Here is a 22,487-nt window from a genome sequence, read left to right on the forward strand (position 1 = left end):
TTATTTTTTAGACGCTGAATAAATTGTTGCTACACCAAATGTTTGTGGCATGGCAACTACATCTATAAACCCAATTTTCCTCAATATATTGTTCAAAGCTTCGCCATAAGGGAAAGCTGCGGCAGATTCTGACAAATAACCATAAGCAACATCATCTTTTGAAAATAATTTCCCAATGATTGGGAGGATGTTTTCGCTGTAAAAAGTATAGCCTTGCTTGTAAGGAAATTTTTCAGGAACGGAAGTTTCAAGGATTACAAACATTCCATTTGGTTTTAAAACTCTCAAAATTTCTGCCAATCCTTTTTCTAAATTTTCAAAATTTCTAACTCCAAAAGCTACCGTGATGGCGTCGAAGTGATTGTCTTCAAAAGGCATGTTTTCTGAATCGGCCAAAACCATTTCAATCGTGCGAGACAAGTTTTTTTCTTGAATTTTTTTTCTGCCCACGTCGAGCATTCCTGCAGAAATGTCCAACCCAACAATTTTTTCGGCATTAATCTGGGCCATTAAAATAGCTAAATCACCAGTTCCAGTAGCGATGTCAAGAATTGTTTTTGGATTTGTTTTAGCTACAATTTGCAGCACTTTTTTACGCCACTTTACATCTATGCCAAATGAAATCACCCGATTAAGATTGTCGTAATTTCCCGAAATAGTGTCGAACATTTCCGCAACCTGTTCTTTTTTGCTTAAAGTAGAATCTTTATAAGGAGTTATTTTTTTTGACATTTTCTAAAATTTGAAGCAAAGATATATTGATTTTTGTCCCGAATTGTCGAGATAGAACTTTATTTTTTTCTAACAAATGTTTGAAAAGTATAATCAAAAAGATGTTTTTCATCTTTTGGTTGAAAAGATTCTGAGGTCAACTCCCAAATTTTTAAATCTATTTCAGGGAAATAAACATCTGCTTCAAAAGATTGATGAACAAGTGTGATGTCTAGCTGGTCTGCTAAATCAATGGATTGCTTGTAAATTTCTCCACCACCAATAATATATATATCCTCGTTTGATGGGCAGACCGAAACTGCTTTTCCTATATCTTGAGCTACAATACATCCCTCTTTAAGGAAGTTTTTTTGTCGTGTAATAATTACATGGGTTCTGTTTGGTAAAGGTTTTGGAAAACTCTCAAAAGTTTTTCTTCCCATAATAATGTGATGCCCCGAAGTGACTTCCTTGAAATGTTTGAAGTCATTGGGCAAGTGCCAAAGTAAATTGTTGTTTTTTCCTAACGCATTGTTTTCGGCGACAGCCCCAATGATAATAATCATATTTTATTGTGGTTTGTTAGAAAATTCCTCGTCGACTTGTGTCTGCAATTGCTCAATTTTTCTTTGTTGTTGTACAACAAGCCTATCTATTTGTTCTCTTTCCCAATTTTTATTCATAAAACGATCTGTAATGAACACCTTTATAAAATGCAAAATAAACAAGAAGATCCAAACTGTGATTATCCATATTGCCCAATTTGTAGTATAGCCAAAAACTTCAAAATGATTAGACAAAGATAAAAATAGGCTGCCTAAAAGAAATAAAACAAAATGAAAATAGAGTCTTTTTTTCTTGTTTAATCTTTTTCTAGCATACTCATATTGCTCGTGTTGTTCAATTTCCATAGTCTAAATTTTAGTGTATAAAGGTAAAATTTATTTTGAAATGGTGCTATTGTGATTCGTGATTTATTTAAAGAGTAAACGTTTTTTGTTTTGGGATGTCAAAATTTATATAATTAAAATGGGTCATAATTATTTTTTCATCGTTAAAAATGATGAAAAAAAAGATATTAGATAGAATTTTGGCCAACGCAAGTTCACTTAATTAGATTTTTCAAGCTGTTTTTTACAGAGAATTTATATTTTTTTCGGAAATTAATTTAAACCGCCACACTTCCTTTTATCAAAGGATGTGGTTCGTAACCTTCGAGTGTAAAATCTTCAAAAGTAAAGTCAAAAATATTTTTTATGGCTGGATTCAAAATCATTTTGGGTAATGGTTTTGGTTCACGAGATAACTGTAATTCAACTTGCTCAAAATGATTGTTGTAAATATGGGCGTCACCAAAAGTATGAATGAATTCACCCACTTCTAACTCACAAACTTGGGCAATCATCATAGTAAATAAAGCATAAGAGGCAATGTTAAATGGAACGCCAAGAAATATATCGGCACTGCGCTGATATAATTGACAAGACAGTTTTTCGTCAGAAACATAAAATTGAAAAAATGCGTGACAAGGAGGCAAAGCGGCTTTATTATTGGCTACGTTTTCTGAAAAAGATTTCGAATTGTCTGGCAAAACACTTGGATTCCAAGCAGAAACCAGCATTCTTCGACTGTTTGGGTTGGTTTTTAGCTCTTTGATTAGTTCGGCTATTTGGTCAATTTCCTCACTGTTCCAGTTGCGCCATTGATGACCATATACGGGCCCTAAATTGCCATTTTCATCAGCCCAAGCATCCCAAATTTTAACCCCATTTTCTTGAAGGTATTCAATATTGGTATCACCTTTCAAGAACCAAAGAAGTTCATATATGATTGATTTCAGGTGTAGCTTTTTTGTCGTCACCATCGGAAAACCTTCGCTTAAATCAAATCGCATTTGGTAACCAAAAATACTTTTTGTTCCTGTTCCTGTTCGATCTCCTTTTTGATTTCCGTTTTCTAAAACGTGTTGTACTAAATCGAGGTATTGTTTCATTTTAAGGGTATTCGATTAACTATTAATTTTTATAGATTTTTCCGTCTTTCATTACAAACACAACTTTTTCCAATGTTTTAATGTTTTGCAAAGGGTTTTCATCGACAGCAATAATATCAGCAAAAAAGGAACCCTTGATTTGTCCAACTTCTTTTTCTATGCCTAATAATTTTGCATTTGTTATTGTTGCTGCTTGGATAGCCTCTATAGCAGGCATGCCCGCTTCTACCATAAAGCCAAATTCTAATCCGTTTTTGCCATGAGGAAAAACTCCGGCATCAGTCCCAAAAGCAATTTTAACGCCTCTTTTATATGCTTTTGCAAAAGTAGCTTTGATTTGAGGACCAACTTCCCGTGCTTTTGGCACTACAATATCAGGATAAAAACCACTAATTTCCGCATTTATTTCGACTTCTTTTCCGGCAGTCAGTGTTGGGACTAAGTAGGTGTCGTACTTTTTCATTAGTTCCATGGTTTCTTCACTCATAAATGTTCCGTGCTCAATGGTTTTTATACCACCCAAAATAGCTCTTTGAATTCCTTCGTCACCATGTGCATGAGCTGCAGTAAGCATATTGTAATCTTTTGCCGTTGTGGCAATGGCTTTAATTTCATCTATCGAAAACTGAGGATTTTTACCGCTTTTTGCTACGCTTAAAACGCCTCCGGTTGCTGTTATTTTTATAACGTCGGCACCTTCTTTATACCTTTCTCTAACTGCTTTTACAGCGTCTTCCGGAGAATTTACTACACCTTCATGTGGACCCGGGTCTCCCACTAGTTTTCGGTTGCTACCATTTGTTGGGTCTGCGTGCCCACCAGTTGTGGCTATAGATTTTCCAGCCGTGTAAATTCTTGGGCCCTTCACTAATCCTCTGTTTATTGCATTTCGTAACGAAATATTCACACCGGTTCCTCCTAAATCGCGAACGGTAGTAAATCCAGCTAAAAGGGTAACTTCGGCACAACGGGTAGATTCAAAAGCAATGTCTGCTTCGTTGTCAATGTATTTTGACATATAACTTCGGCTATTCTTCTCGCCTTCTATGTGTACGTGTAAATCGATTAGTCCCGGTAAAACAAATTTATTTTTCAAGTCTATTTCGACATCTTTGGTTTTAAATTTTGAAACAAATCCGTCGAGTATTTTCGAAATTTTGTTTTTGGAAACAACGATGGTTTGGTTTGTTAATTCTTTTCCAGATTGGGTATCAAGAATTTTTCCGCAATGCAAATAATAATCTTGCGAGAAGACAACTTGGGTTAAGAATAGCGTAACTAGGATTAGGATAAATTTTGTGTTCATGAATTTTAGTTTTGTTTGGAGAGATACAGTTGTATTTATCTTTTCGAAATTTCGTCTCTAATCTTGGCGGCTTTTTCATAATCTTCTTGGGCGACTGCCTGATCGAGTAATTCATTCAGCTCTTGCAAGCTGTGTTTAGAATAAGTTTCTCCAGATTGGTTGCTTTCTTCCTTCCCAAACGTTTCAGGATTTGAAAGAATATCATCAATTTCCTGGGAATCTTTGTCAGTTTCCATTGGATTATTTTTCAGATAAATTCCAGCTTTGTCCAAGATGTTTTTGTAAGTAAAAATAGGCGCATTAAAGCGCAAAGCCAAAGCAATAGCATCAGAGGTTCTGGCATCTATAATTTCTTCGATTTTATCTCTTTCGCATATGATGCTTGAATAAAAAACGCCGTCAACCAGTTTGTGAATAATGACTTGTTTTACTATAATATCAAATCGATCGGCAAAATTTTTGAATAAGTCGTGAGTCAAAGGGCGTGGTGGTTTGATCTCTTTTTCCAAAGCAATTGCAATAGATTGAGCCTCGAAAGCACCTATTACGATGGGTAATTTTCGTTCGCCGTCAACCTCGTTCAAAATCAGGGCGTAAGCTCCGTTTTGAGTTTGACTGTATGAAATTCCTTTTATGGATAATTTAACTAAGCTCATAATTGCAGCAATAAAAAGCACTAAGTACCTTATTTATGGATTGTTTTGTATTAAAAAATAAGATTTCAATTTTAATAAAAAAACGGGTAACAAAAAAGTTACCTAAAAGCAAAGATACGAATATCTTGATTGTAGGTAACTATATTTTTTGAGGAGAATTCTAAATTTATGAATGCGATGCTTTAAATGCTTTTAGTTTTTCTGTTAATCTTGGCACAACATCAAAAGCATCTCCTACGATTCCATAATCTGCGACTTTAAAGAAAGGCGCTTCGGGATCTGTATTGATGACAACTTTTACTTTCGAAGAGTTGATTCCGGCAATATGTTGTATCGCTCCTGAAATTCCTATGGCAATATATAAATTGGAGGCAACAGGCTTTCCTGTTTGTCCCACATGTTCTGAATGAGGTCTCCAATCTAAATCGGAAACGGGTTTTGAGCAGGCAGTTGCAGCGCCAAGTATGGCTGCAAGTTCTTCAAGCATTCCCCAGTTTTCTGGACCTTTTAATCCACGGCCTCCAGAAACCACAATGTCTGCATCTGCAATAGAGACTTTCCCAGAAACTTTTTCTACTGATTCTACTTTTACTCCAAAATCATTTTTTCCAATAACGGGATTAAAATCTTCCTGATTCAAATCCGAGGCATTTTCGAAAATCCCGTAGGAGTTTTTAGCTAAGCCAAGGACTTTCACATCGGTAGAAATTTCGGTAATGTTGAAAGCTTTGCTAGAAAAGGCATTTCTTCTCACTTGAAAAGGGGAAGTGCTAACCGGTAATCCCACGACATTAGAAGCGAAACCAGCTTCTAGCGAAACGGCAACAAGCGGAGAAAGGTAAATGCTATCAGTAGTTGACGACAGTAAAATTAGTTTTGCACCTTCTTTTTGGGCGGCTTGCTTGATAACGTCAGCGTAAGCTTTGGCAGAAAAACCAGCTAAGTTATCGTTAGTCACTTTTAAGACTTTGTCGACTCCGTATTTTGATAATTCCGAAACATCTGCTGTGTTTATGGTTACTGCCGTAACGGTAGTTCCTAATGAATCCGCTACTTTTTTTGCATAAGAAGCTAACTCGAATGCTACTTTTTTAAATTTTCCCTCTGCGGATTCTGCATATATTAATATTGACATAATTCTATGATTTAAAGATTAAATAATTGAAAATTTAAAGATTTCAAATATTCGTAATTTGTAATTAAATAACTTTCGCTTCGTTGTGTAATAAGTTGATTAATTCGTCCAAGTTATCGGCAGCGATTAATTTTACAGCAGATTTTGGCGCTGGTTTTTCGAATTTTATTACTTTTGTATTTACCGAAGTTTCAACAGGCTCTACAACAGTCAATGTTTTTGACCTAGCTGTCATAATCCCTCTCATATTTGGGATGCGTAAATCTTTTTCTTCGACTAATCCTTTTTGTCCGCCAATGATTATGGGTAGGGTTGTTGAAATGGTTTCTCTACCGCCGTCAATTTCGCGAATTGCCTTTACGTTTGCGCCATCAACTGTGATGTTTGTGCAAGAATTTAGAAAATTATAACCTAGAATACCAGCAATCATTCCGGGAACCATTCCTCCGTTATAATCTAATGATTCTTTACCGGCAATAATAATGTCGTAAGCACCATTTTTTATAACTTCGGCAAGTTGTTTTGCAACGAAGAAACTATCGGTAGGATTCGCGTTCACGCGAATGGCGTCGTTAGCGCCAATGGCTAATGCTTTTCTTAAAGTAGGTTCGGTTTCTGGCCCACCTACATTAGCAACTGTGACCGTTGCTCCTTGTTGTTCTTGAAACCAAACGGCTCTTGTTAACCCAAATTCATCGTTAGGATTGATTACAAACTGAACGCCATTGGAATCAAATTGGGAATCATCATTTGTAAAATTAATTTTTGAAGTAGTATCAGGAACGTGACTGATGCAGACTAATATTTTCATAAGTATTGGATTTTATTCAAAATTGGTAGTACAAAATTATAATAATTATTGGAATAATATACTATGCGCGCATAATATTTTTCGGTATTATATCGATTTCGTAGCCCTGATAGTAGCGGGATCCTTTTCTTTCTTCCTTTAGGTATTGAAAGACAAAGCTAATAACAGTATTGACTCCTTGTTATTTTAAACATAAATTGTGCTTTTAAGTGATTTAAAATATTTATTTTTGCGATTCGAAATTTATACATAACAAGGAAAAAAATGAGAACGATACAATTTAGAGAGGCCATTTGCGAAGCAATGAGCGAGGAAATGCGTCGCGACGAGTCAATATATTTAATAGGCGAGGAAGTAGCTGAATATAATGGGGCTTACAAAGCTTCGAAAGGAATGCTTGCCGAATTTGGAGAAAAAAGAGTAATCGACACGCCAATTGCAGAGCTTGGTTTTACCGGAATTGCAGTGGGATCTGCAATGAATGGTTGTAGACCAATTGTCGAGTACATGACTTTTAATTTTGCATTAGTTGGCATTGACCAAATCATAAACAATGCTGCCAAAATGCGTCAAATGACAGGTGGTCAATTTAACATTCCTATTGTTTTTCGAGGCCCAACAGCTTCTGCAGGACAACTTGGAGCCACACATTCCCAAGCTTTGGAAAATTGGTTTGCTAATACGCCTGGACTTAAAGTTATTGTGCCATCGAATGTTTATGATGCTAAAGGGTTACTGAAATCAGCAATTCGAGACAATGATCCAGTAATTTTTATGGAATCGGAACAAATGTATGGCGACAAAGGAGAAGTTCCTGAAGGGGAATATACAATTCCAATTGGTGTTGCCGACGTTAAAAGAGCAGGTATCGATGTTACTATTGTTTCTTTTGGAAAAATAATAAAAGAAGCCTTCATTGCCGCTGATGAATTAGCTAAAGAAGGAATTTCTTGTGAAATTATCGACTTGAGAACTATTCGTCCTATGGATAATGAAGCAATTTTGACATCAGTAAGAAAAACAAATAGATTGGTAATTCTTGAGGAAGCTTGGCCTTTTGCAAGCGTTTCTTCTGAGATTGCCTATATGGTTCAGGAGCGCGCTTTCGATTTTCTAGACGCTCCAATTCAACGCATCACAACGGCCGATACGCCTGCGCCCTATTCGCCAGTTTTACTCAAAGAATGGATGCCAAATTCTACCGATGTTGTTAAGGCGGTAAAAAAAGTTATGCATAAATAAGGCGTTAAATTTTTCTGAATATTAGAATCAATAAAAAATCTAACATAAGAAATTAACTATATTTGAAACTTCATCAGAATCTTATTTTTGATGAAGTTTTTTTGATTATGAAAAAAAATATTTTGTTTAAATTATTCTTTTTGCTTGCTTTTACAAACGCGATTTTTGCGCAAACAAAAGTGAGCGGCATTGTTATAGACAAGTTTAAAAACTCCGTGCCTTTTGCCAATGTAACATTTAAGGACTCGAATGAAGGTGTTGTATCTAATGAAGATGGACGTTTTTATCTTGAGTCTCCTAGCGATTACAAAACACTTGTGGTTACTTCTATAGGGTTTTCTGATAAGGAAATCACATTGGAAAAATCAGTAAACTACAATTTCACAGTACAGTTAGATGAAATTGAAAACCTGAATGAAGTGGTGGTTTTTTCAGGCAAAACATCTAAAAAGAATAACCCTGCGCTTGACATTCTTAAGAAAATCTGGGAAAGAAAACGAAGAAATGGCTTGTATTTATTTGACCAATATCAAATGGAAAAATATGAAAAAGTAGAGTTTGATATTAATAGCATTGATAGCGCATACATGAAAAAGAACATTTTCAAGGGAATGGAATTTGTTTTCAAACATGTTGATACCTCAAAAATTACTGGAAAAACCTATTTGCCCATTTTCATTAACGAAGTATTGTCAGAGGTGTATGGCGACAATAAATTTAAGAAAGTAAAAGAAATAGTAAAAGCCAATAAGACCTCTGGATTCAATGGAAACCAACAAATTGTGTCTTTTGTAAAAGATTTATATTCTGAGTACGACATCTATGACAATCATCTCACTTTTTTCGACAAAAGCTTTACCAGTCCAATATCTAAGACAGGAATTGATGTGTATAATTATGTGCTAAGGGATAGTGCTTTCGTTGATAAAAAGTGGTGTTACAATATTATTTTTTATCCAAGACGAAAAAACGAATTGACATTTAAAGGGGATTTTTGGGTAAGCGACACTACGTTTGCTATAAAAAACATTAACATGGCGGCCACCAAAAGCGCCAATATTAACTGGGTAAAAGATATTTATATCGAGCAGGAATTTGAGGTAATGAATGATTCTGTCTTTCTTTTGACCAAAGATTATATGATGTCGGATTTCGCGTTGAACAAAAAGGAAAAATCCAAAGGTGTTTATGGAAAGCGAACTACCTTATACCAAAACCATAAATTTAACAATGAAAAACCAGAAAAATTTTATAAACAAGAAGTGAATTATTACGAGAAAGACGCCTATAATAAGCCAGAAGAATATTGGCAAAAAAACCGTTTTGAAAATCTGACCAAAGATGAAAAAGGAATTTATAAAATGCTGGACACCTTGCAAACCGTCAATAAATTTAAGCAGTTGTATAATTTGGTCGAAATACTTGACAGCGGCTACCTTCATTCGGGTAATTTAGATTACGGGTCAATTTATTCGGTTTTTGGGAACAACGAAGTCGAAGGTGTTCGATTGCGGGCGGGAGTGAGAACTTACTTTGGGCCTAATGACCCGTGGCGATTGCAGTCCTATATTGCGTATGGATTTAAAGACAATACATTCAAATACGGAATCACTGGAAAATGGATGATTGAAAACAAAAAAAGAATTATTGTCTCCGCAGGCAATCGAAGAGATATTGAGCAAATAGGAGCATCGCTTACGGCAACAAATGACATAGTGGGACGCAGTTATGCCTCGTCAGGAATATTTACATTTGGAGCAAACGATAAATTAACTAAGGTCAATTTGAGTAATGTCGAAATTGAAGCCGAACCAATAAAAAATTTAACTTTTGCAACCGGAATTTCTTATCGAACTTTAGAATCGGCTTCACCTACATTTAGTTTAGATTATTATACAGATTTATCTCAAACAAAGATAAAAAGTGATGTAAAACAATCTGAGGTGAATTTTCAAATCGAATATTCACCCAACAGGAAACCCATAGGTTATGCCGTTGAAAGGTATAATGTGGATAGCCCATTTCCACAGATTTTTGTAAATTATAGTCAGGGATTTAAAGGGTTGTTTTCTAGTGATTTTAATTATCAAAAAATCCAATTATACTATAAAAAACCCATAATTATTGGCCCGCTAGGGCGTTCAAATATAATTTTGGAAATGGGAAAAACATTTGGATACATACCGCTTGGATTAATGAGTGTTATACCCGGAAATCAATCGCTTTTTTATATTACAAACACTTTTAGTAACCTTAAATACTACGAATTTGTAAGCGACCAATATGCCACATTTCAGTGGAATCACAATTTTGGAGGCCGACTTTTTTCAAGAATTCCGTTTATGCGAAAACTCAATTGGCGAGAAATTATTGGCGTGAAGTCTATTTATGGGGCGGTTTCTAATGAAAATAGATTGATCAATGCCTCTGGAATGGTTTATAAAGCACCCGAAAATCCGTATTGGGAATACAGCGCAGGTATAGGAAATATTTTCAAAGTTTTACGGGTCGATTTTTCGTGGAGAGGCAATTATCTCGACATGCCCAACGCCAATAAATTCGCCATAAAAACATCGTTCGGAATTTATTTCTAGAAGCTAATCCAGCTCTGCATTACAAGCTTTTTTCCCCTCGTTTCTTTTTTTCTAAATAATAAAAGGAGCTTCTGCTAGTCGCTCTCTTATTATAAGAAAAAAGAGAACGAGACTTCAAAAGGCTATCCGTTTCCATCTGGGATAAAAAACCACAGCTATGCAACAAGCCATCGAATACCTCTCAAAGAAAGACCCTATTTTCAAGCTAATTATAGACAAATATGGTTTGCCAATAATTCCGAAACGACCACAAGGTTTCGAAACATTGGTTCTATTAATTCTCAAACAACAGGTTTTTATTAATTCAGCAAAACCCACTTTTTTAAAATTAAAAGCCCAACAACTAAACTTTACTCCAGAAGCATTAATTTCTTTAGCCGACGAGCGGTATAGAAATCTTGGCGTAAGCCGTCAAAAAACCTCCTATATAAAAGCATTGTCACTTTCGATAATTAACAATCAAATTAATTTGGAAAGTCTCGGAAAAAAAGCTTCCCAGCAAGTTCGCGAAGAACTCATCAAAATAAAAGGTATTGGCAATTGGACAATCGACGTTTACTTGATGTTTTCGCTTCAGGCGCCAGACATCATTCCGCTTGGGGATATTGCAGTTGTAAATACAATTAAGGAGTTGTTAAAAATTTACGACAAAAAAGTCACGGAAGTGTATGTTTTAAAATGGAGCCCCTATCGTTCTGCAACAACATTTTTATTTTGGTATTATTACCTTCAAAAACGAAATAGAAAAGTAGAATATTGAAATTTTTAATAAAAAACGACATTCTCTATCCAATCTATTCGTTTTTTAACATCCTTTTATTACTTTTGCATCCGATAAAATTTATAACAAATATTTAAATTTATGGAATCATTTATGATTTATGTGCCAATAGTGATGGCAATAATAGGATTGGCTTTTATGGCAATCAAAAGAAGCTGGGTTTTAAAGCAAGATGCCGGAGATGGTAAAATGAAAGAAATTTCAGATTATATCTACGAAGGAGCCTTAGCCTTCCTTAAAGCAGAATACAGATTATTAGCAATATTTGTTGTTATAGCAAGTGTTGTTTTAGCTGGAATTTCATTTTTTGTTCCAACTACACATATATTAATAGTAGTAGCATTTGTTTTCGGAGCTTTCTTTTCAGCATTAGCTGGGAATATGGGAATGAAAATCGCAACTAAAACAAACGTAAGAACAACTCAAGCGGCACGTACAAGTTTACCACAAGCATTAAAAGTTTCTTTTGGTGGCGGAACGGTAATGGGATTAGGAGTTGCTGGTTTAGCAGTTTTAGGTTTAACTAGTTTCTTTATATTCTTCTTCCACTTTTTTATGGGTGGTAATTGGTCGAATGGCGGAACAGAACAAATGACTATCGTTTTAGAAACATTAGCTGGTTTCTCTCTTGGAGCAGAATCAATCGCTTTGTTTGCACGTGTTGGCGGGGGTATTTATACAAAAGCTGCCGATGTTGGAGCTGATTTAGTGGGTAAAGTGGAAGCTGGTATTCCAGAAGATGATCCACGAAATCCTGCTACAATTGCAGATAACGTTGGAGACAACGTTGGTGACGTTGCCGGAATGGGTGCCGATTTATTTGGTTCTTATGTAGCAACTGTTCTTGCTGCAATGGTTCTTGGGAATTATGTTATTAAAGATATGGGTGGAAACATTCAGGATGCTTTCGGTGGAATTGGACCTATTTTATTGCCAATGGCAATTGCTGGTTTCGGAATATTATTCTCTATCATAGGAACTATGGTTGTGAAAATATCGGATGACAATGCTAAAGAAGCACAAGTTCAAAAAGCATTAAACATTGGAAACTGGATTTCTATTGCATTAACAGCAATTGCTTGTTATGTTTTAGTGAAATACATGTTGCCTGAAACTATGAAAATGAGTTTCTTTGGAGAAGGAATTAAAGATATTTCTTCAATGAGAGTTTTCTACGCAACAATCGTAGGATTAGTTGTTGGAGCTACTATTTCATCTGTAACAGAATATTACACAGGATTAGGCACAAAACCAGTTATGGCAATTGTACAAAAATCATCAACTGGTGCAGGAACAAACGTAATCGCTGGTTTGGCAACAGGAATGATTTCTACATTCCCAACAGTTTTATTATTTGCAGCTGCAATTTGGGCATCTTATGCTTTCGCAGGATTTTACGGAGTTGCTTTAGCTGCTTCAGCAATGATGGCTACAACAGCAATGCAATTGGCAATCGATGCTTTCGGACCAATATCTGATAATGCAGGAGGAATTGCTGAAATGAGCGAATTACCTAAAGAAGTTCGTACAAGAACTGATATTTTGGATTCGGTTGGAAATACAACGGCTGCAACAGGGAAAGGTTTTGCAATTGCTTCGGCGGCATTAACTTCATTGGCTTTGTTTGCTGCGTATGTAACTTTTACAGGAATCGACGGAATCAATATTTTCAAAGCACCCGTTTTGGCAATGTTATTCGTAGGTGGAATGATACCGGTAGTTTTCTCTGCATTGGCAATGAATTCTGTTGGAAAAGCGGCGATGGATATGGTGTATGAAGTACGTCGTCAGTTTAGAGAAATTCCAGGAATTATGGAAGGTACAGGGAAACCTGAATATGCTAAATGTGTTGATATTTCTACAAAAGCCGCTTTACGCGAAATGATGTTACCTGGAGTTTTGACTATTGGTTTTCCAATTGCAATTGTACTTTTAGGTAAATTAGTTTATATGGGTGATGCAAATGCAAATTCATTAGTTGCTGAAATGTTAGGGGGTTATATGGCTGGAGTTACCGTTTCTGGTGTACTTTGGGCGGTGTTCCAAAACAATGCAGGTGGTGCTTGGGACAATGCTAAAAAATCTTTTGAAGCAGGAGTTCTAATTAATGGTGAAATGACATTCAAAGGTTCAGACGCGCACAAAGCTGCTGTAACTGGAGATACTGTTGGAGATCCTTTCAAAGATACTTCAGGACCTTCAATGAACATTTTAATTAAATTGACTTGTTTGATAGGATTGGTAATTGCACCAATTTTAGGAAATGGAACGCACGAAGCAGCGCCAAAAGTTATGATAGTGAAAATGGAATGTGCAGAAGGAACTATGATGGGCAAATGCGATAGGAGCAAATGTGCTACAATGACCAAGGACGAGTGTGCAGCAATGTGTGACGAAATGGGTTGTACTCCGGAGCAAAAAGAAATGTGTCTATCACATTATGATGCAAACGGCAAGTTTATGGCAACAGATGATGTAAAAGCGTGTTGTGCTAAAAAAAGAACAGATGAAAAGAACATTAAGGTTGAAATCATCAACATTAACGGAAAAGCAAAAGCCACTGTAATCACTTCTGAAAAAGGAAATGAAAATACTCAAGTTTTTGAAGGTTCATTAGAAGAGGTAAAAGCTAAAATGGAAGCTTTGAAATAAACTTTAAATATCCTTTGTCAAAGTTAACTTTGACAAAGGTTGCTATAAAAAAATGCCTCGCAAGTTTTTGCGGGGCATTTTTGTTTGTATTTTTTATGTAAATTTAGCCAATTATAACTCAGATTTTATGTTTAACAAACTTGTATTTTTAATGCTTTTAATAGGTAATATTGGTTTTTCCCAATTGCAACTCCCGTTAATTCCGCAACCCAAAGTTATAAATTTAGACGGCGGAAGTTTTATGTTTCATAATACAACAGTTATCCAAGCCAATGAAAATTCTTTTGAGGCAAAATATTTGCACGAAGTGATACTACTACAAACGGGTTTAGATTTAAAAATTGCTTCCCATTCAAATGCAGTTTCTAAACTCATATTAAATGTTACTACACCAGATTTTGTAAATTTCAATAAAGAGAGTTACAGTTTAATTATTTCAAAAAACGAAATTAACATAAACGCTAATGCCAATCAAGGTTTGTTTTACGGAGTTCAAACGTTGGTTCAATTAATCCCTTTTAAAATAACTAAAGAAGTAAAATTACCCTGTCTACAAATTGAAGACGAACCAAAATATGCTTGGCGAGGTATGCATCTTGACGTTAGTCGCCATTTCTTTCCTGTAGATTTTGTCAAAAAGTACATTGATTACTTAACCATGTACAAAATGAATACGTTCCATTGGCATTTGACTGATGACCAAGGTTGGCGTATCGAAATTAAACAATATCCAAAACTTACGGAAGTTGGTGCTTGGCGAAAAGGATCCATGGTTGGGCATTATAGAGAGCAAAAGTTTGACTACACCCGCTACGGAGGTTTTTACACTCAAGAAGAAATTAAAGAAGTTGTTGTTTATGCAACGGAAAGACACATAACAGTCGTTCCAGAAATTGAAATGCCAGGACATGCTGTCGCTGCTTTAGCTTCGTATCCAGAATATTCTTGCACTGGTGGACCTTTTGAAGTAGCTCTAAAATGGGGGGTTTTGGACGATGTGTTTTGTCCAAAAGAGGGAACTTTTAAATTCCTTGAAAACATATTAACAGAAGTTATAGGGTTGTTTCCTTCTGAATATATTCATATTGGAGGTGACGAATGTCCCAAAACAAGATGGAAAAAATGTTCTAATTGTCAGGCTTTAATCCAAAAAGAAGGCTTGAAAGACGAACATGAATTGCAAAGTTATTTTATCCAACGCATTGAAAAATTTGTCAACAGCAAGGGACGAAAAATCATTGGGTGGGACGAAATACTTGAAGGAGGTTTGGCTCCAAATGCAGCGGTTATGAGTTGGCGAGGAATTAAAGGCGGAATCGATGCAGCGAAGCAAAAGCACTTTGTTGTCATGACTCCAAGTAGTTATTGTTATTTTGACCATTACCAAGGCGAACCAAAAAACGAACCTTTAGCAATTGGCGGATACACTGCCGTAGAGAAAGTGTATAGTTTTAATCCAACGCCAAAAGAATTATCTGCCGATGAAGCAAAGTATATTCTTGGTGCGCAAGGAAACGTTTGGACAGAATATATGGAAGATTCCCAAAAAGTAGAATACATGATTTTTCCAAGAATGATGGCGCTTTCCGAAGTGCTTTGGGGAACTTCAAATCCAGGTAATTATAAAGACTTTCAAGATCGAATGATTCTACATTTTCCAACTTTCGACAAAAAATATATTAATTACAGTAAGTCGCTTTTTGAAATTACAACCAGTGTAGCTCCGTCTGAAGACTCAAAAGGCGTAACGTTTTCTCTAAATTCAACACGCAATCCCAACGGAATTAGGTTTACACTCGACGGAACATTACCAAACTTGAATTCCTCTAAGTACATAAATCCAATTCTAATCACAAAAAACCAAACTGTAAAAGCCGCCTATTTTGAAGACCAAAAACAAATTAACGGTATGGTAGAACAAGCTTTTTATATCAATAAGGCGACCGGTAAAAGCCTCACTTTGGTTAATCCGCCAAGTGAAAGTTATGCTGCAGGCGGAACGTTTACACTCGTTGATGGAATAATGGGGAATCGCGATAAATTTGGTCGTGATTGGTTGGGTTTTTCCGGAAAAGATTTGATCGCCACAGTCGATTTGAGCAAACAAGAACAAATTAATAAAGTGACTGTTGGATTTTTGGCAAGCGAAGGAAGTTGGATTTATTTCCCAAAAAGCATAGCCGTGTTTATTTCTGATGATGGTATTAATTTTAAAAATGTATCGCTAATCACAAAGGAAGAAATTGTTGCAGTGAATGGTAGTGTCACGATAAAATTGGGTGCCGAAAAAGCACAATACATCAAAGTTATTGCTGAAAATAGTGGTAAAATTCCTGAAGGTTTTGCTGGAGCTGGTTCAAAATCTTGGTTGTTTGTTGACGAAATAGGAATCGAATAAAAAAAGTAGTAGTATGTCAAATCGTAGAAATTTTATAAAAACTGCAGCAATTGGTTCGGTAGCAATTGCTTTAAATTCCTTTAAATCTAAAGAAGGAGAATTTGAATTTTCTTATGGAAAAGTAAATAAACCTATCGTGATTTCCACCTGGAATTTTGGAGTAAAAGCCAATGGCGCGGCTTGGGAAATTCTAAAAAATAACGGAAGAGCTCTTGATGCAGTTGAAGCCGGTGTAAAAATTCCCGAAGGCGATCCAACCGAAAGAAGTGTTGGCTTCGGCGGAAGACCTGACAGAGACGGACACGTAACATTAGATTCTTGCATCATGGACGAGTTTTCTAACATTGGCTCGGTGGGGTGTTTGGAACATATAAAACATCCTGTTTCTGTGGCACGCGCTGTCATGGAAAAAACGCCTCATGTGATGTTGGTTGGTGAAGGTGCATTGCAGTTTGCTTTATCGCAAGGTTTCTCAAAAGAAAACTTATTGGTCGAAGAATCTGAAAAGGAATGGAAGGAATGGCTTAAAACCAGTCAGTACAAACCAATTGCAAACATTGAAAATCACGATACTATTGGCATGATTGCTCTCGACAGTTTTGGAAATCTTTCTGGCGCGTGTACTACGAGTGGCATGGCTTATAAAATGCATGGTCGCGTAGGCGATTCTCCAATAATTGGTGCTGGATTATATGTCGATAACGAAATTGGCGCAGCAACAGCAACAGGTCACGGCGAAGAAGTTATCCGAATTGCTGGATGTCACTTGGTTGTAGAACTCATGCGACAAGGGAAATCTCCTCAAAATGCGTGTGAAGAGGCCGTTGCCCGTATTATTAAGCTCACAAAAAAAAGGAACAAAAGCCTTAAAGACATTCAAGTTGGTTTTATCGCTTTGAATAAAAATGGAGCCTATGGCGCATATTGCATTCAAGGCGGATTTAATTACGCTGTCAATGACAATTCAGGAAATAAATTAATAGATTCTGATTACTTTTTAAAATAATGGCACAACTCGAAATTGCTTGTTTTAATTTAAATTCCGCAATTATTGCTCAAAAAAATGGCGTCAATAGAGTGGAGCTTTGTGCGGGATTTGAAGTTGGGGGAACTACGCCAAAAAAGAAAGAGGTTGTAGAATTTATAAAATTATTGTCTATTGATTTGTATGTGATGATACGTCCTCGAGGGGGAGATTTCATCTATTCTGACGATGAGTTTTCAATTATGAAGAACGAAATAAAAACTTTTAAAGAATTAAAAGTTACTGGATTTGTTTTCGGAATATTGAATGAAGACAAAACGATAAATCTCCCTCAAAACAAGGAATTAATCGAATTAGCAAAACCATTCCCGTGTACTTTTCATCGTGCTTTTGATGAAGTTCCCGATGCTTTTCAGTCATTGGAAAATGTTATTGATTGTGGCTTTACAACTATTTTAACTTCGGGTCAAGCTCAAAATGCAGTAGCAGGAATAGAATTGATAACCGAGTTAGTCAAAAAGGCTAACAATCGAATTTTCATAATGCCTGGAGGAAGTTTGCGGTCGTCAAATGTTAGATTAATTCAGCAAAACACAAAGGCTAGGTTCTTTCATTCATCAGCCATAATCGACGAAAGTCAAATGGCAAATGCCGAGGAAATCATTGCTTTAAAAACCAATTTAAAATGAGTAATAAATTTCTAAATTTCCTATTTATTTTGCTGCCAATACTTATGTTGGCACAAAATTCAGAACGTAATTTAAGTTCAGAAAAATGGGATTTTAGAAAAGCAACAGATATTAATTGGCTTTTGGCCAAAGTTCCTGGAACCGTTCACACGGATTTATTCAATAATAAAATAATTCCAAATCCGTTTTTTGGAGACAACGAAAAGCAATTGCAATGGATTGAAAATGAAGACTGGGAATACCAAACTACATTTTCAATTTCCAAAATAGAAAATAAAAATAAAAATTGTATTTTACAATTGGAGGGCTTAGATACTTATGCGGATGTTTTTTTAAATGAAAAGAAAATTTTGAGTGTCAATAATATGTTTCGAACATGGAACGTATCTATCAATAAAGAATTAAAAATAGGTCGAAATACGTTGCGAATTATTTTTTTTTCATCCGTGAAAAAAGAAAAAGAAGCGGCTAAAAAACTTTTGTATACCTTGCCTGGTGACGAAAAAGTTTTTTCCCGAAAAGCCCAATATCATTATGGTTGGGATTGGGGTCCAAGATTTGTAACTGCTGGAATTTGGAAAAATATTAAATTACAATTTTGGAATTCCGCGACAATTACCAACGTGAAACACCATCAAAAATTGCTAAATGATATAGTGGCGGAATTGGAATTTATCACTAAAATAAATAGCCATACAACAGGAGAATTTCAATTAAAAATCAATGATAATACAGAAATTATTTCTTTAAAAAAAGGACTAAATACCATAACATCGGAATACAAAATCCAAAACCCTAAACGGTGGTGGGCAAATGGATTGGGAGAGGCTAATTTATATACTTTTGAAATCTCGCTTTCGCAAAACAAAAAAACACTGCATTCTAAGAAACTCAACATTGGCTTGCGAACTATTGAATTAGTGCAAAAAAATGACACTGTTGGCAAAAGTTTTTACTTTAAATTAAACGGAATTCCTGTTTTTATGAAAGGGGCCAATTATATTCCCCCGGACAGTTTTTTGCCAAGAGCAACTGATTCTGTTTATAAAAATATTGTAAAAAACGCAGTAGATTCTAATATGAACATGCTACGAGTATGGGGTGGCGGAGTTTATGCCGATGACATTTTTTATGACGAATGTGATAAAAATGGAATTTTGGTTTGGCAAGACTTTATGTTTGCTTGCGCCATGTATCCAGGTGATGATGATTTTCTGGAGAATGTAAAAATGGAAGTTGTTGATAATGTTAATCGTTTGCAAAACCACCCAAGCATTGCCTTGTGGTGTGGTAATAATGAAAACGATGAAGGGTGGAAAAATTGGGGTTGGCAAAAGCAATACCAGTATTCAAAATCTGATTCAACCAAAATCTGGAACGATTATAAAAAGCTATTTCACAAATTAATTCCACAAACATTAGACAGTTTGCTTTCTAAAAGCGAAAACAGATATTGGCCTTCGTCTCCATCTATTGGTTGGGGAAAAAAGGAAAGTTTGTTAGAAGGAGATTCTCATTATTGGGGAGTTTGGTGGGGAAAAGAACCGTTTCAAATTTACGAAAAGAAAGTCGGAAGATTTATGAGTGAATATGGTTTTCAGGGTATGCCAAATTTGGAAACCTTTAAAGCATTTGCCAATAAAGAAGAATTAAACTTTAATTCGGAAGCGTTAAAAAACCATCAAAAACATGGGGTTGGTTATCAAACTATTGAAGAATACATGGAACGAGACTTTCAAATTCCAACATCTTTTGAAGACTATATTTATGTTTCGCAACTATTACAAGCAGAAGGAATGAAAATGGCAATGGAAGCTCATCGCAGAGCAAAACCTTATTGTATGGGAACCTTATTTTGGCAACTTAATGATTGTTGGCCAGTAACCTCATGGAGTGCTGTGGATTATTATGGACGTTGGAAAGCTTTTCAATACCAAGTGAAACGGAGTTTTGAAATGTTGTTAATTTCTGTAAAAGAAGAAAACGATTGCTATAAAATTTATTTTGTGAATGATAAATGGTCGTCTTTACAAGGAGAACTTAATTTGGAATTAATTAATTTCAATGGGAAAAAGCTATGGGAAGCACAAGCAAGTAAAGTGGTTCCAGAAAACTCAAGCACGGTACAATTTATAATTTTAAAAAAAGATTTTGAAACATTCAATTTAAATAACATAGTGCTTTCAATGAATTTTAAATCAGAAAGTACGAAGGCAAAATCTCTTTATTATTTTGTAAAGACTAAAAATTTAAATTTGAGTAATCCCAATATAAAAATAAAAAAAATTGACGAGGTAACTATCGAGGTAACTTCAGATGTCTTGGCTAAAAATGTCTATTTAAATTCTTCGGAAGATGCTTTTTTCAGTGATAATTATTTTGATATTTTGCCCAATCATAAAATGATAATTCATCTTTCTAAACCAGTTTCAATAATCATTTCAAAATCATTATTTGATACTACGAAATAAAAAAAGTTTCAAAAAAAGGATCCCCCAAAAAGTTAGATACTGTTTGGAAAAGCCTTTTTTGAAGTTTTTTTTGTACTGGGTGTTTTCTTAAAAAAATTCAAATCCAGAATTTTTATCGGCTTGGTTTTATCAATAACACATTGTTGTACTTCTTTCTTATGTCAATTAGAGAGCGTTCAGCTTCGATGCGGGTTCTAAAACCCCCAACCCAAACTTTATAATTGGGCGTATTGAAAACTATCGTCGCATCGATGTCGCTAAAATTTTGTTTAAAGTCGCTTAAAGTTTTTTTAGCATTTTCGCTTCCCCCATTATAAATTTGAATTTTATAAGAGTCATTAACCGTGAGAGAAGTGTTTATGTTTCTCTTTTCGTTTAAGATTTGTTCAAACTTTTGATCTTGACTAACGGTAACCTTTTGGTCTTGAGCATATAAATAGGAACCCCAAGTATTTAACACAAGAAATGATAAAAACATTTTTCGAACTGTTAGCTTTCTCATAATGGTATTGTTTGATGCAAAAATAATGTATAAATAGCGAAACTATATTATTATCGTTATTTAGAATCGGTATAAATTATATTTAAGGCTATTTTAGGGTTTTGAGAATAGTTCTTAAAGCGTATTTTTGTCGAATATTTTAAAGAAAAAGTAATTTTTATCATAATTTAAATGTGGTAAAATTCAAATTCAATATTGTAGATAATCACTAAACTATATGAAAAAGGTGGGTTACCATAATTCGATTTCAAGGAAATTATATTTAAGTTTAGCTTTGATGCTAACTTTATCATTAACTTCTTTTGCGCAAGATGCGGCTCCGGCAGCAATTGCAACTTCAACAGAAACTTCTGCCGTTACTCAAGGAGGCGATCCTGTAAAAGGGAAGGAAATTTTCAACACTAATTGTGCCGCTTGTCACAAACTAGACGCAAAAGCAACTGGTCCTGCCCTTAGAGGTGTTGGTGCCAAGTACGACAAAACATGGATTTATAAATGGGTTCAAAACAGTTCCGATTTAATTAAATCAGGGGATGCACTAGCTTTAAAAGTTTTTGAAGAAAACAACAAGGTGCCAATGACTGCTTTTCCACAATTGGCAGAAGCTGACATTGACAATATTATTGCATACACAATGGAAGCTAAGGCAGTAGCTGCAACTCCACTTCCGGGTGTTTTACTTCCTGGGGCTAGTGAAAATGCAGGGGGAATTTCAAATGAAATTATTTTAGGAGTATTATCCTTAGTGATGGCAATTCTTGTAGTAATGTTGTTTTTAGTAAACAATGTTTTACGAAAAGTAGCCGCTGCAAACGGGATAAATGTCGCTCCAAAACAACCTACTATTCCAATTTGGAAGGCTTTTGCCAAAAATCAATTTTTAGTATTAGTTACTTCAATATTCCTATTATTGGCGAGTGCATTTTTTGTTTATGGATATATGATGCAAATTGGAGTTGATCAAGACTATTCACCAGTTCAGCCAATTCATTTCTCACATAGAATTCACGCTGGTAGCAACGGAGTTGATTGTAATTATTGTCATTCATCTGCTAGGGTAAGTAAAAATTCAGGAATTCCTTCTTTGAATGTTTGTATGAATTGTCATAAAAACATTGCCGAAGTTTCTGACACAACAGCAACTAAAAATTATTCGAAAGCTTTTTACGACAACGAAATTGCTAAATTGTATAAGGCTGTAGGTTGGGATAAAGAAAATCAAAAGTATACAGGGGTTACGGAGCCGGTAAAATGGGTTCGCATTCATAACTTGCCAAGTTTTGTTTATTTTAATCACTCGCAACACGTAACCGTTGCTGGGGTTGCTTGTCAAACTTGTCACGGGCCTGTTCAAACGTATGAAGTTCAAAAACAATTTGCCAAATTGACGATGGGTTGGTGTATAGATTGCCATAGAACAACAGATGTAAAAATGCAAGGCAATGATTATTATGCCAAAATTCACGAACAACTTTCTAAAAAATATGGTGTAGACAAATTAACCATAGCTCAAATGGGTGGGTTAGAATGCGGTAAATGCCACTATTAAAATTAATAATTA

The 22,487-nt window shown here is 35.3% G+C and carries 18 protein-coding genes; 9 read left to right on the plus strand and 9 right to left on the minus strand.

The features are described 5' to 3' along the window. From ubiE to AABM59_RS05590, 8 genes are all read right to left on the minus strand, one after another. Complete coding sequence (gene ubiE / locus AABM59_RS05555) at positions 1-732, minus strand: bifunctional demethylmenaquinone methyltransferase/2-methoxy-6-polyprenyl-1,4-benzoquinol methylase UbiE (protein WP_338407987.1); 732 nt, start codon at positions 730-732, stop codon at positions 1-3. 59 nt (positions 733-791) lie between these two features. After that, on the minus strand, positions 792-1,277 hold the full coding sequence (locus AABM59_RS05560; RefSeq protein ID WP_338407988.1) for a dihydrofolate reductase: 486 nt from the start codon (positions 1,275-1,277) through the stop codon (positions 792-794). Positions 1,278-1,280: 3 nt separating this feature from the next. After that, a complete protein-coding gene (locus AABM59_RS05565) occupies positions 1,281-1,622 on the minus strand; it encodes a 2TM domain-containing protein (protein WP_338407989.1) in 342 nt (113 codons plus the stop codon). Between the two features lie 257 nt (positions 1,623-1,879). Continuing rightward, a complete protein-coding gene (locus tag AABM59_RS05570; protein WP_338407990.1) occupies positions 1,880-2,704 on the minus strand; it encodes a thymidylate synthase in 825 nt (274 codons plus the stop codon). 22 nt (positions 2,705-2,726) lie between these two features. Further along, positions 2,727-4,010 (minus strand): amidohydrolase family protein, encoded by a 1,284-nt coding sequence (locus tag AABM59_RS05575; RefSeq protein ID WP_338407991.1) that lies wholly within the window; start codon positions 4,008-4,010, stop codon positions 2,727-2,729. Between the two features lie 35 nt (positions 4,011-4,045). Then, positions 4,046-4,666, minus strand: a complete 621-nt coding sequence (locus tag AABM59_RS05580) for a bifunctional nuclease family protein (RefSeq protein WP_338407992.1) — start codon at positions 4,664-4,666, stop codon at positions 4,046-4,048. A gap of 166 nt (positions 4,667-4,832) precedes the next feature. Next, entirely contained in the window at positions 4,833-5,801 is a 969-nt protein-coding gene (locus tag AABM59_RS05585) for an electron transfer flavoprotein subunit alpha/FixB family protein (RefSeq protein WP_338407993.1), read from the minus strand. A gap of 64 nt (positions 5,802-5,865) precedes the next feature. After that, positions 5,866-6,612 carry an electron transfer flavoprotein subunit beta/FixA family protein gene (locus tag AABM59_RS05590; RefSeq protein ID WP_338407994.1) on the minus strand — a complete coding sequence of 249 codons (747 nt, stop codon included), beginning with the start codon at positions 6,610-6,612 and terminating at the stop codon, positions 5,866-5,868. Positions 6,613-6,876: 264 nt separating this feature from the next. On the opposite strand from AABM59_RS05590, the gene AABM59_RS05595 reads away from it, so the two are divergent. From AABM59_RS05595 to AABM59_RS05630, 8 genes are all read left to right on the plus strand, one after another. Continuing rightward, on the plus strand, positions 6,877-7,854 hold the full coding sequence (locus AABM59_RS05595; RefSeq protein ID WP_338407995.1) for a pyruvate dehydrogenase complex E1 component subunit beta: 978 nt from the start codon (positions 6,877-6,879) through the stop codon (positions 7,852-7,854). 107 nt (positions 7,855-7,961) lie between these two features. Then, positions 7,962-10,448 (plus strand): DUF5686 family protein, encoded by a 2,487-nt coding sequence (locus tag AABM59_RS05600; RefSeq protein ID WP_338407996.1) that lies wholly within the window; start codon positions 7,962-7,964, stop codon positions 10,446-10,448. A gap of 157 nt (positions 10,449-10,605) precedes the next feature. Then, complete coding sequence (locus AABM59_RS05605; RefSeq protein WP_338407997.1) at positions 10,606-11,208, plus strand: DNA-3-methyladenine glycosylase 2 family protein; 603 nt, start codon at positions 10,606-10,608, stop codon at positions 11,206-11,208. 102 nt (positions 11,209-11,310) lie between these two features. After that, the gene (locus AABM59_RS05610) at positions 11,311-13,881 is read left to right on the plus strand and encodes a sodium-translocating pyrophosphatase (RefSeq protein WP_338407998.1); all 2,571 of its coding nucleotides are present in this window, start codon (positions 11,311-11,313) and stop codon (positions 13,879-13,881) included. Positions 13,882-14,008: 127 nt separating this feature from the next. After that, a complete protein-coding gene (locus AABM59_RS05615) occupies positions 14,009-16,279 on the plus strand; it encodes a family 20 glycosylhydrolase (RefSeq protein ID WP_338407999.1) in 2,271 nt (756 codons plus the stop codon). 13 nt (positions 16,280-16,292) lie between these two features. Then, entirely contained in the window at positions 16,293-17,285 is a 993-nt protein-coding gene (locus AABM59_RS05620) for a N(4)-(beta-N-acetylglucosaminyl)-L-asparaginase (protein WP_338408000.1), read from the plus strand. Further along, the gene (locus AABM59_RS05625) at positions 17,285-17,953 is read left to right on the plus strand and encodes a copper homeostasis protein CutC (RefSeq protein ID WP_338408001.1); all 669 of its coding nucleotides are present in this window, start codon (positions 17,285-17,287) and stop codon (positions 17,951-17,953) included. The genes AABM59_RS05620 and AABM59_RS05625 overlap by 1 nt, the downstream gene beginning before the upstream one ends. Continuing rightward, positions 17,950-20,424 (plus strand): glycoside hydrolase family 2 protein, encoded by a 2,475-nt coding sequence (locus AABM59_RS05630; protein ID WP_338408002.1) that lies wholly within the window; start codon positions 17,950-17,952, stop codon positions 20,422-20,424. Before AABM59_RS05625 ends, AABM59_RS05630 begins: the two co-directional genes overlap by 4 nt. Positions 20,425-20,536: 112 nt before the next feature. Here the strand turns inward: AABM59_RS05630 and AABM59_RS05635 are convergent, their stop codons facing one another. Next, entirely contained in the window at positions 20,537-20,926 is a 390-nt protein-coding gene (locus tag AABM59_RS05635) for an SPOR domain-containing protein (protein ID WP_338408003.1), read from the minus strand. Between the two features lie 217 nt (positions 20,927-21,143). Between AABM59_RS05635 and AABM59_RS05640 the strand changes: the two genes are divergently transcribed. Further along, positions 21,144-22,475, plus strand: a complete 1,332-nt coding sequence (locus AABM59_RS05640; RefSeq protein ID WP_338408004.1) for a c-type cytochrome — start codon at positions 21,144-21,146, stop codon at positions 22,473-22,475. The last annotated feature ends 12 nt before the right edge of the window (positions 22,476-22,487 follow it).

Origin of the sequence: uncultured Flavobacterium sp., assembly GCF_963925185.1 — a bacterium.
In the GTDB taxonomy this organism is placed as follows: domain Bacteria; phylum Bacteroidota; class Bacteroidia; order Flavobacteriales; family Flavobacteriaceae; genus Flavobacterium.

Bases quoted from the DNA above. Each gene is read 5' to 3' on its own strand.
- ubiE (WP_338407987.1), bottom strand. From the start codon at position 732: ATGTCAAAAAAAATAACTCCTTATAAAGATTCTACTTTAAGCAAAAAA.
- AABM59_RS05560 (WP_338407988.1), bottom strand. From the start codon at position 1,277: ATGATTATTATCATTGGGGCTGTCGCCGAAAACAATGCGTTAGGAAAA.
- AABM59_RS05565 (WP_338407989.1), bottom strand. From the start codon at position 1,622: ATGGAAATTGAACAACACGAGCAATATGAGTATGCTAGAAAAAGATTA.
- AABM59_RS05570 (WP_338407990.1), bottom strand. From the start codon at position 2,704: ATGAAACAATACCTCGATTTAGTACAACACGTTTTAGAAAACGGAAAT.
- AABM59_RS05575 (WP_338407991.1), bottom strand. From the start codon at position 4,010: ATGAACACAAAATTTATCCTAATCCTAGTTACGCTATTCTTAACCCAA.
- AABM59_RS05580 (WP_338407992.1), bottom strand. From the start codon at position 4,666: ATGAGCTTAGTTAAATTATCCATAAAAGGAATTTCATACAGTCAAACT.
- AABM59_RS05585 (WP_338407993.1), bottom strand. From the start codon at position 5,801: ATGTCAATATTAATATATGCAGAATCCGCAGAGGGAAAATTTAAAAAA.
- AABM59_RS05590 (WP_338407994.1), bottom strand. From the start codon at position 6,612: ATGAAAATATTAGTCTGCATCAGTCACGTTCCTGATACTACTTCAAAA.
- AABM59_RS05595 (WP_338407995.1), top strand. From the start codon at position 6,877: ATGAGAACGATACAATTTAGAGAGGCCATTTGCGAAGCAATGAGCGAG.
- AABM59_RS05600 (WP_338407996.1), top strand. From the start codon at position 7,962: ATGAAAAAAAATATTTTGTTTAAATTATTCTTTTTGCTTGCTTTTACA.
- AABM59_RS05605 (WP_338407997.1), top strand. From the start codon at position 10,606: ATGCAACAAGCCATCGAATACCTCTCAAAGAAAGACCCTATTTTCAAG.
- AABM59_RS05610 (WP_338407998.1), top strand. From the start codon at position 11,311: ATGGAATCATTTATGATTTATGTGCCAATAGTGATGGCAATAATAGGA.
- AABM59_RS05615 (WP_338407999.1), top strand. From the start codon at position 14,009: ATGTTTAACAAACTTGTATTTTTAATGCTTTTAATAGGTAATATTGGT.
- AABM59_RS05620 (WP_338408000.1), top strand. From the start codon at position 16,293: ATGTCAAATCGTAGAAATTTTATAAAAACTGCAGCAATTGGTTCGGTA.
- AABM59_RS05625 (WP_338408001.1), top strand. From the start codon at position 17,285: ATGGCACAACTCGAAATTGCTTGTTTTAATTTAAATTCCGCAATTATT.
- AABM59_RS05630 (WP_338408002.1), top strand. From the start codon at position 17,950: ATGAGTAATAAATTTCTAAATTTCCTATTTATTTTGCTGCCAATACTT.
- AABM59_RS05635 (WP_338408003.1), bottom strand. From the start codon at position 20,926: ATGAGAAAGCTAACAGTTCGAAAAATGTTTTTATCATTTCTTGTGTTA.
- AABM59_RS05640 (WP_338408004.1), top strand. From the start codon at position 21,144: ATGAAAAAGGTGGGTTACCATAATTCGATTTCAAGGAAATTATATTTA.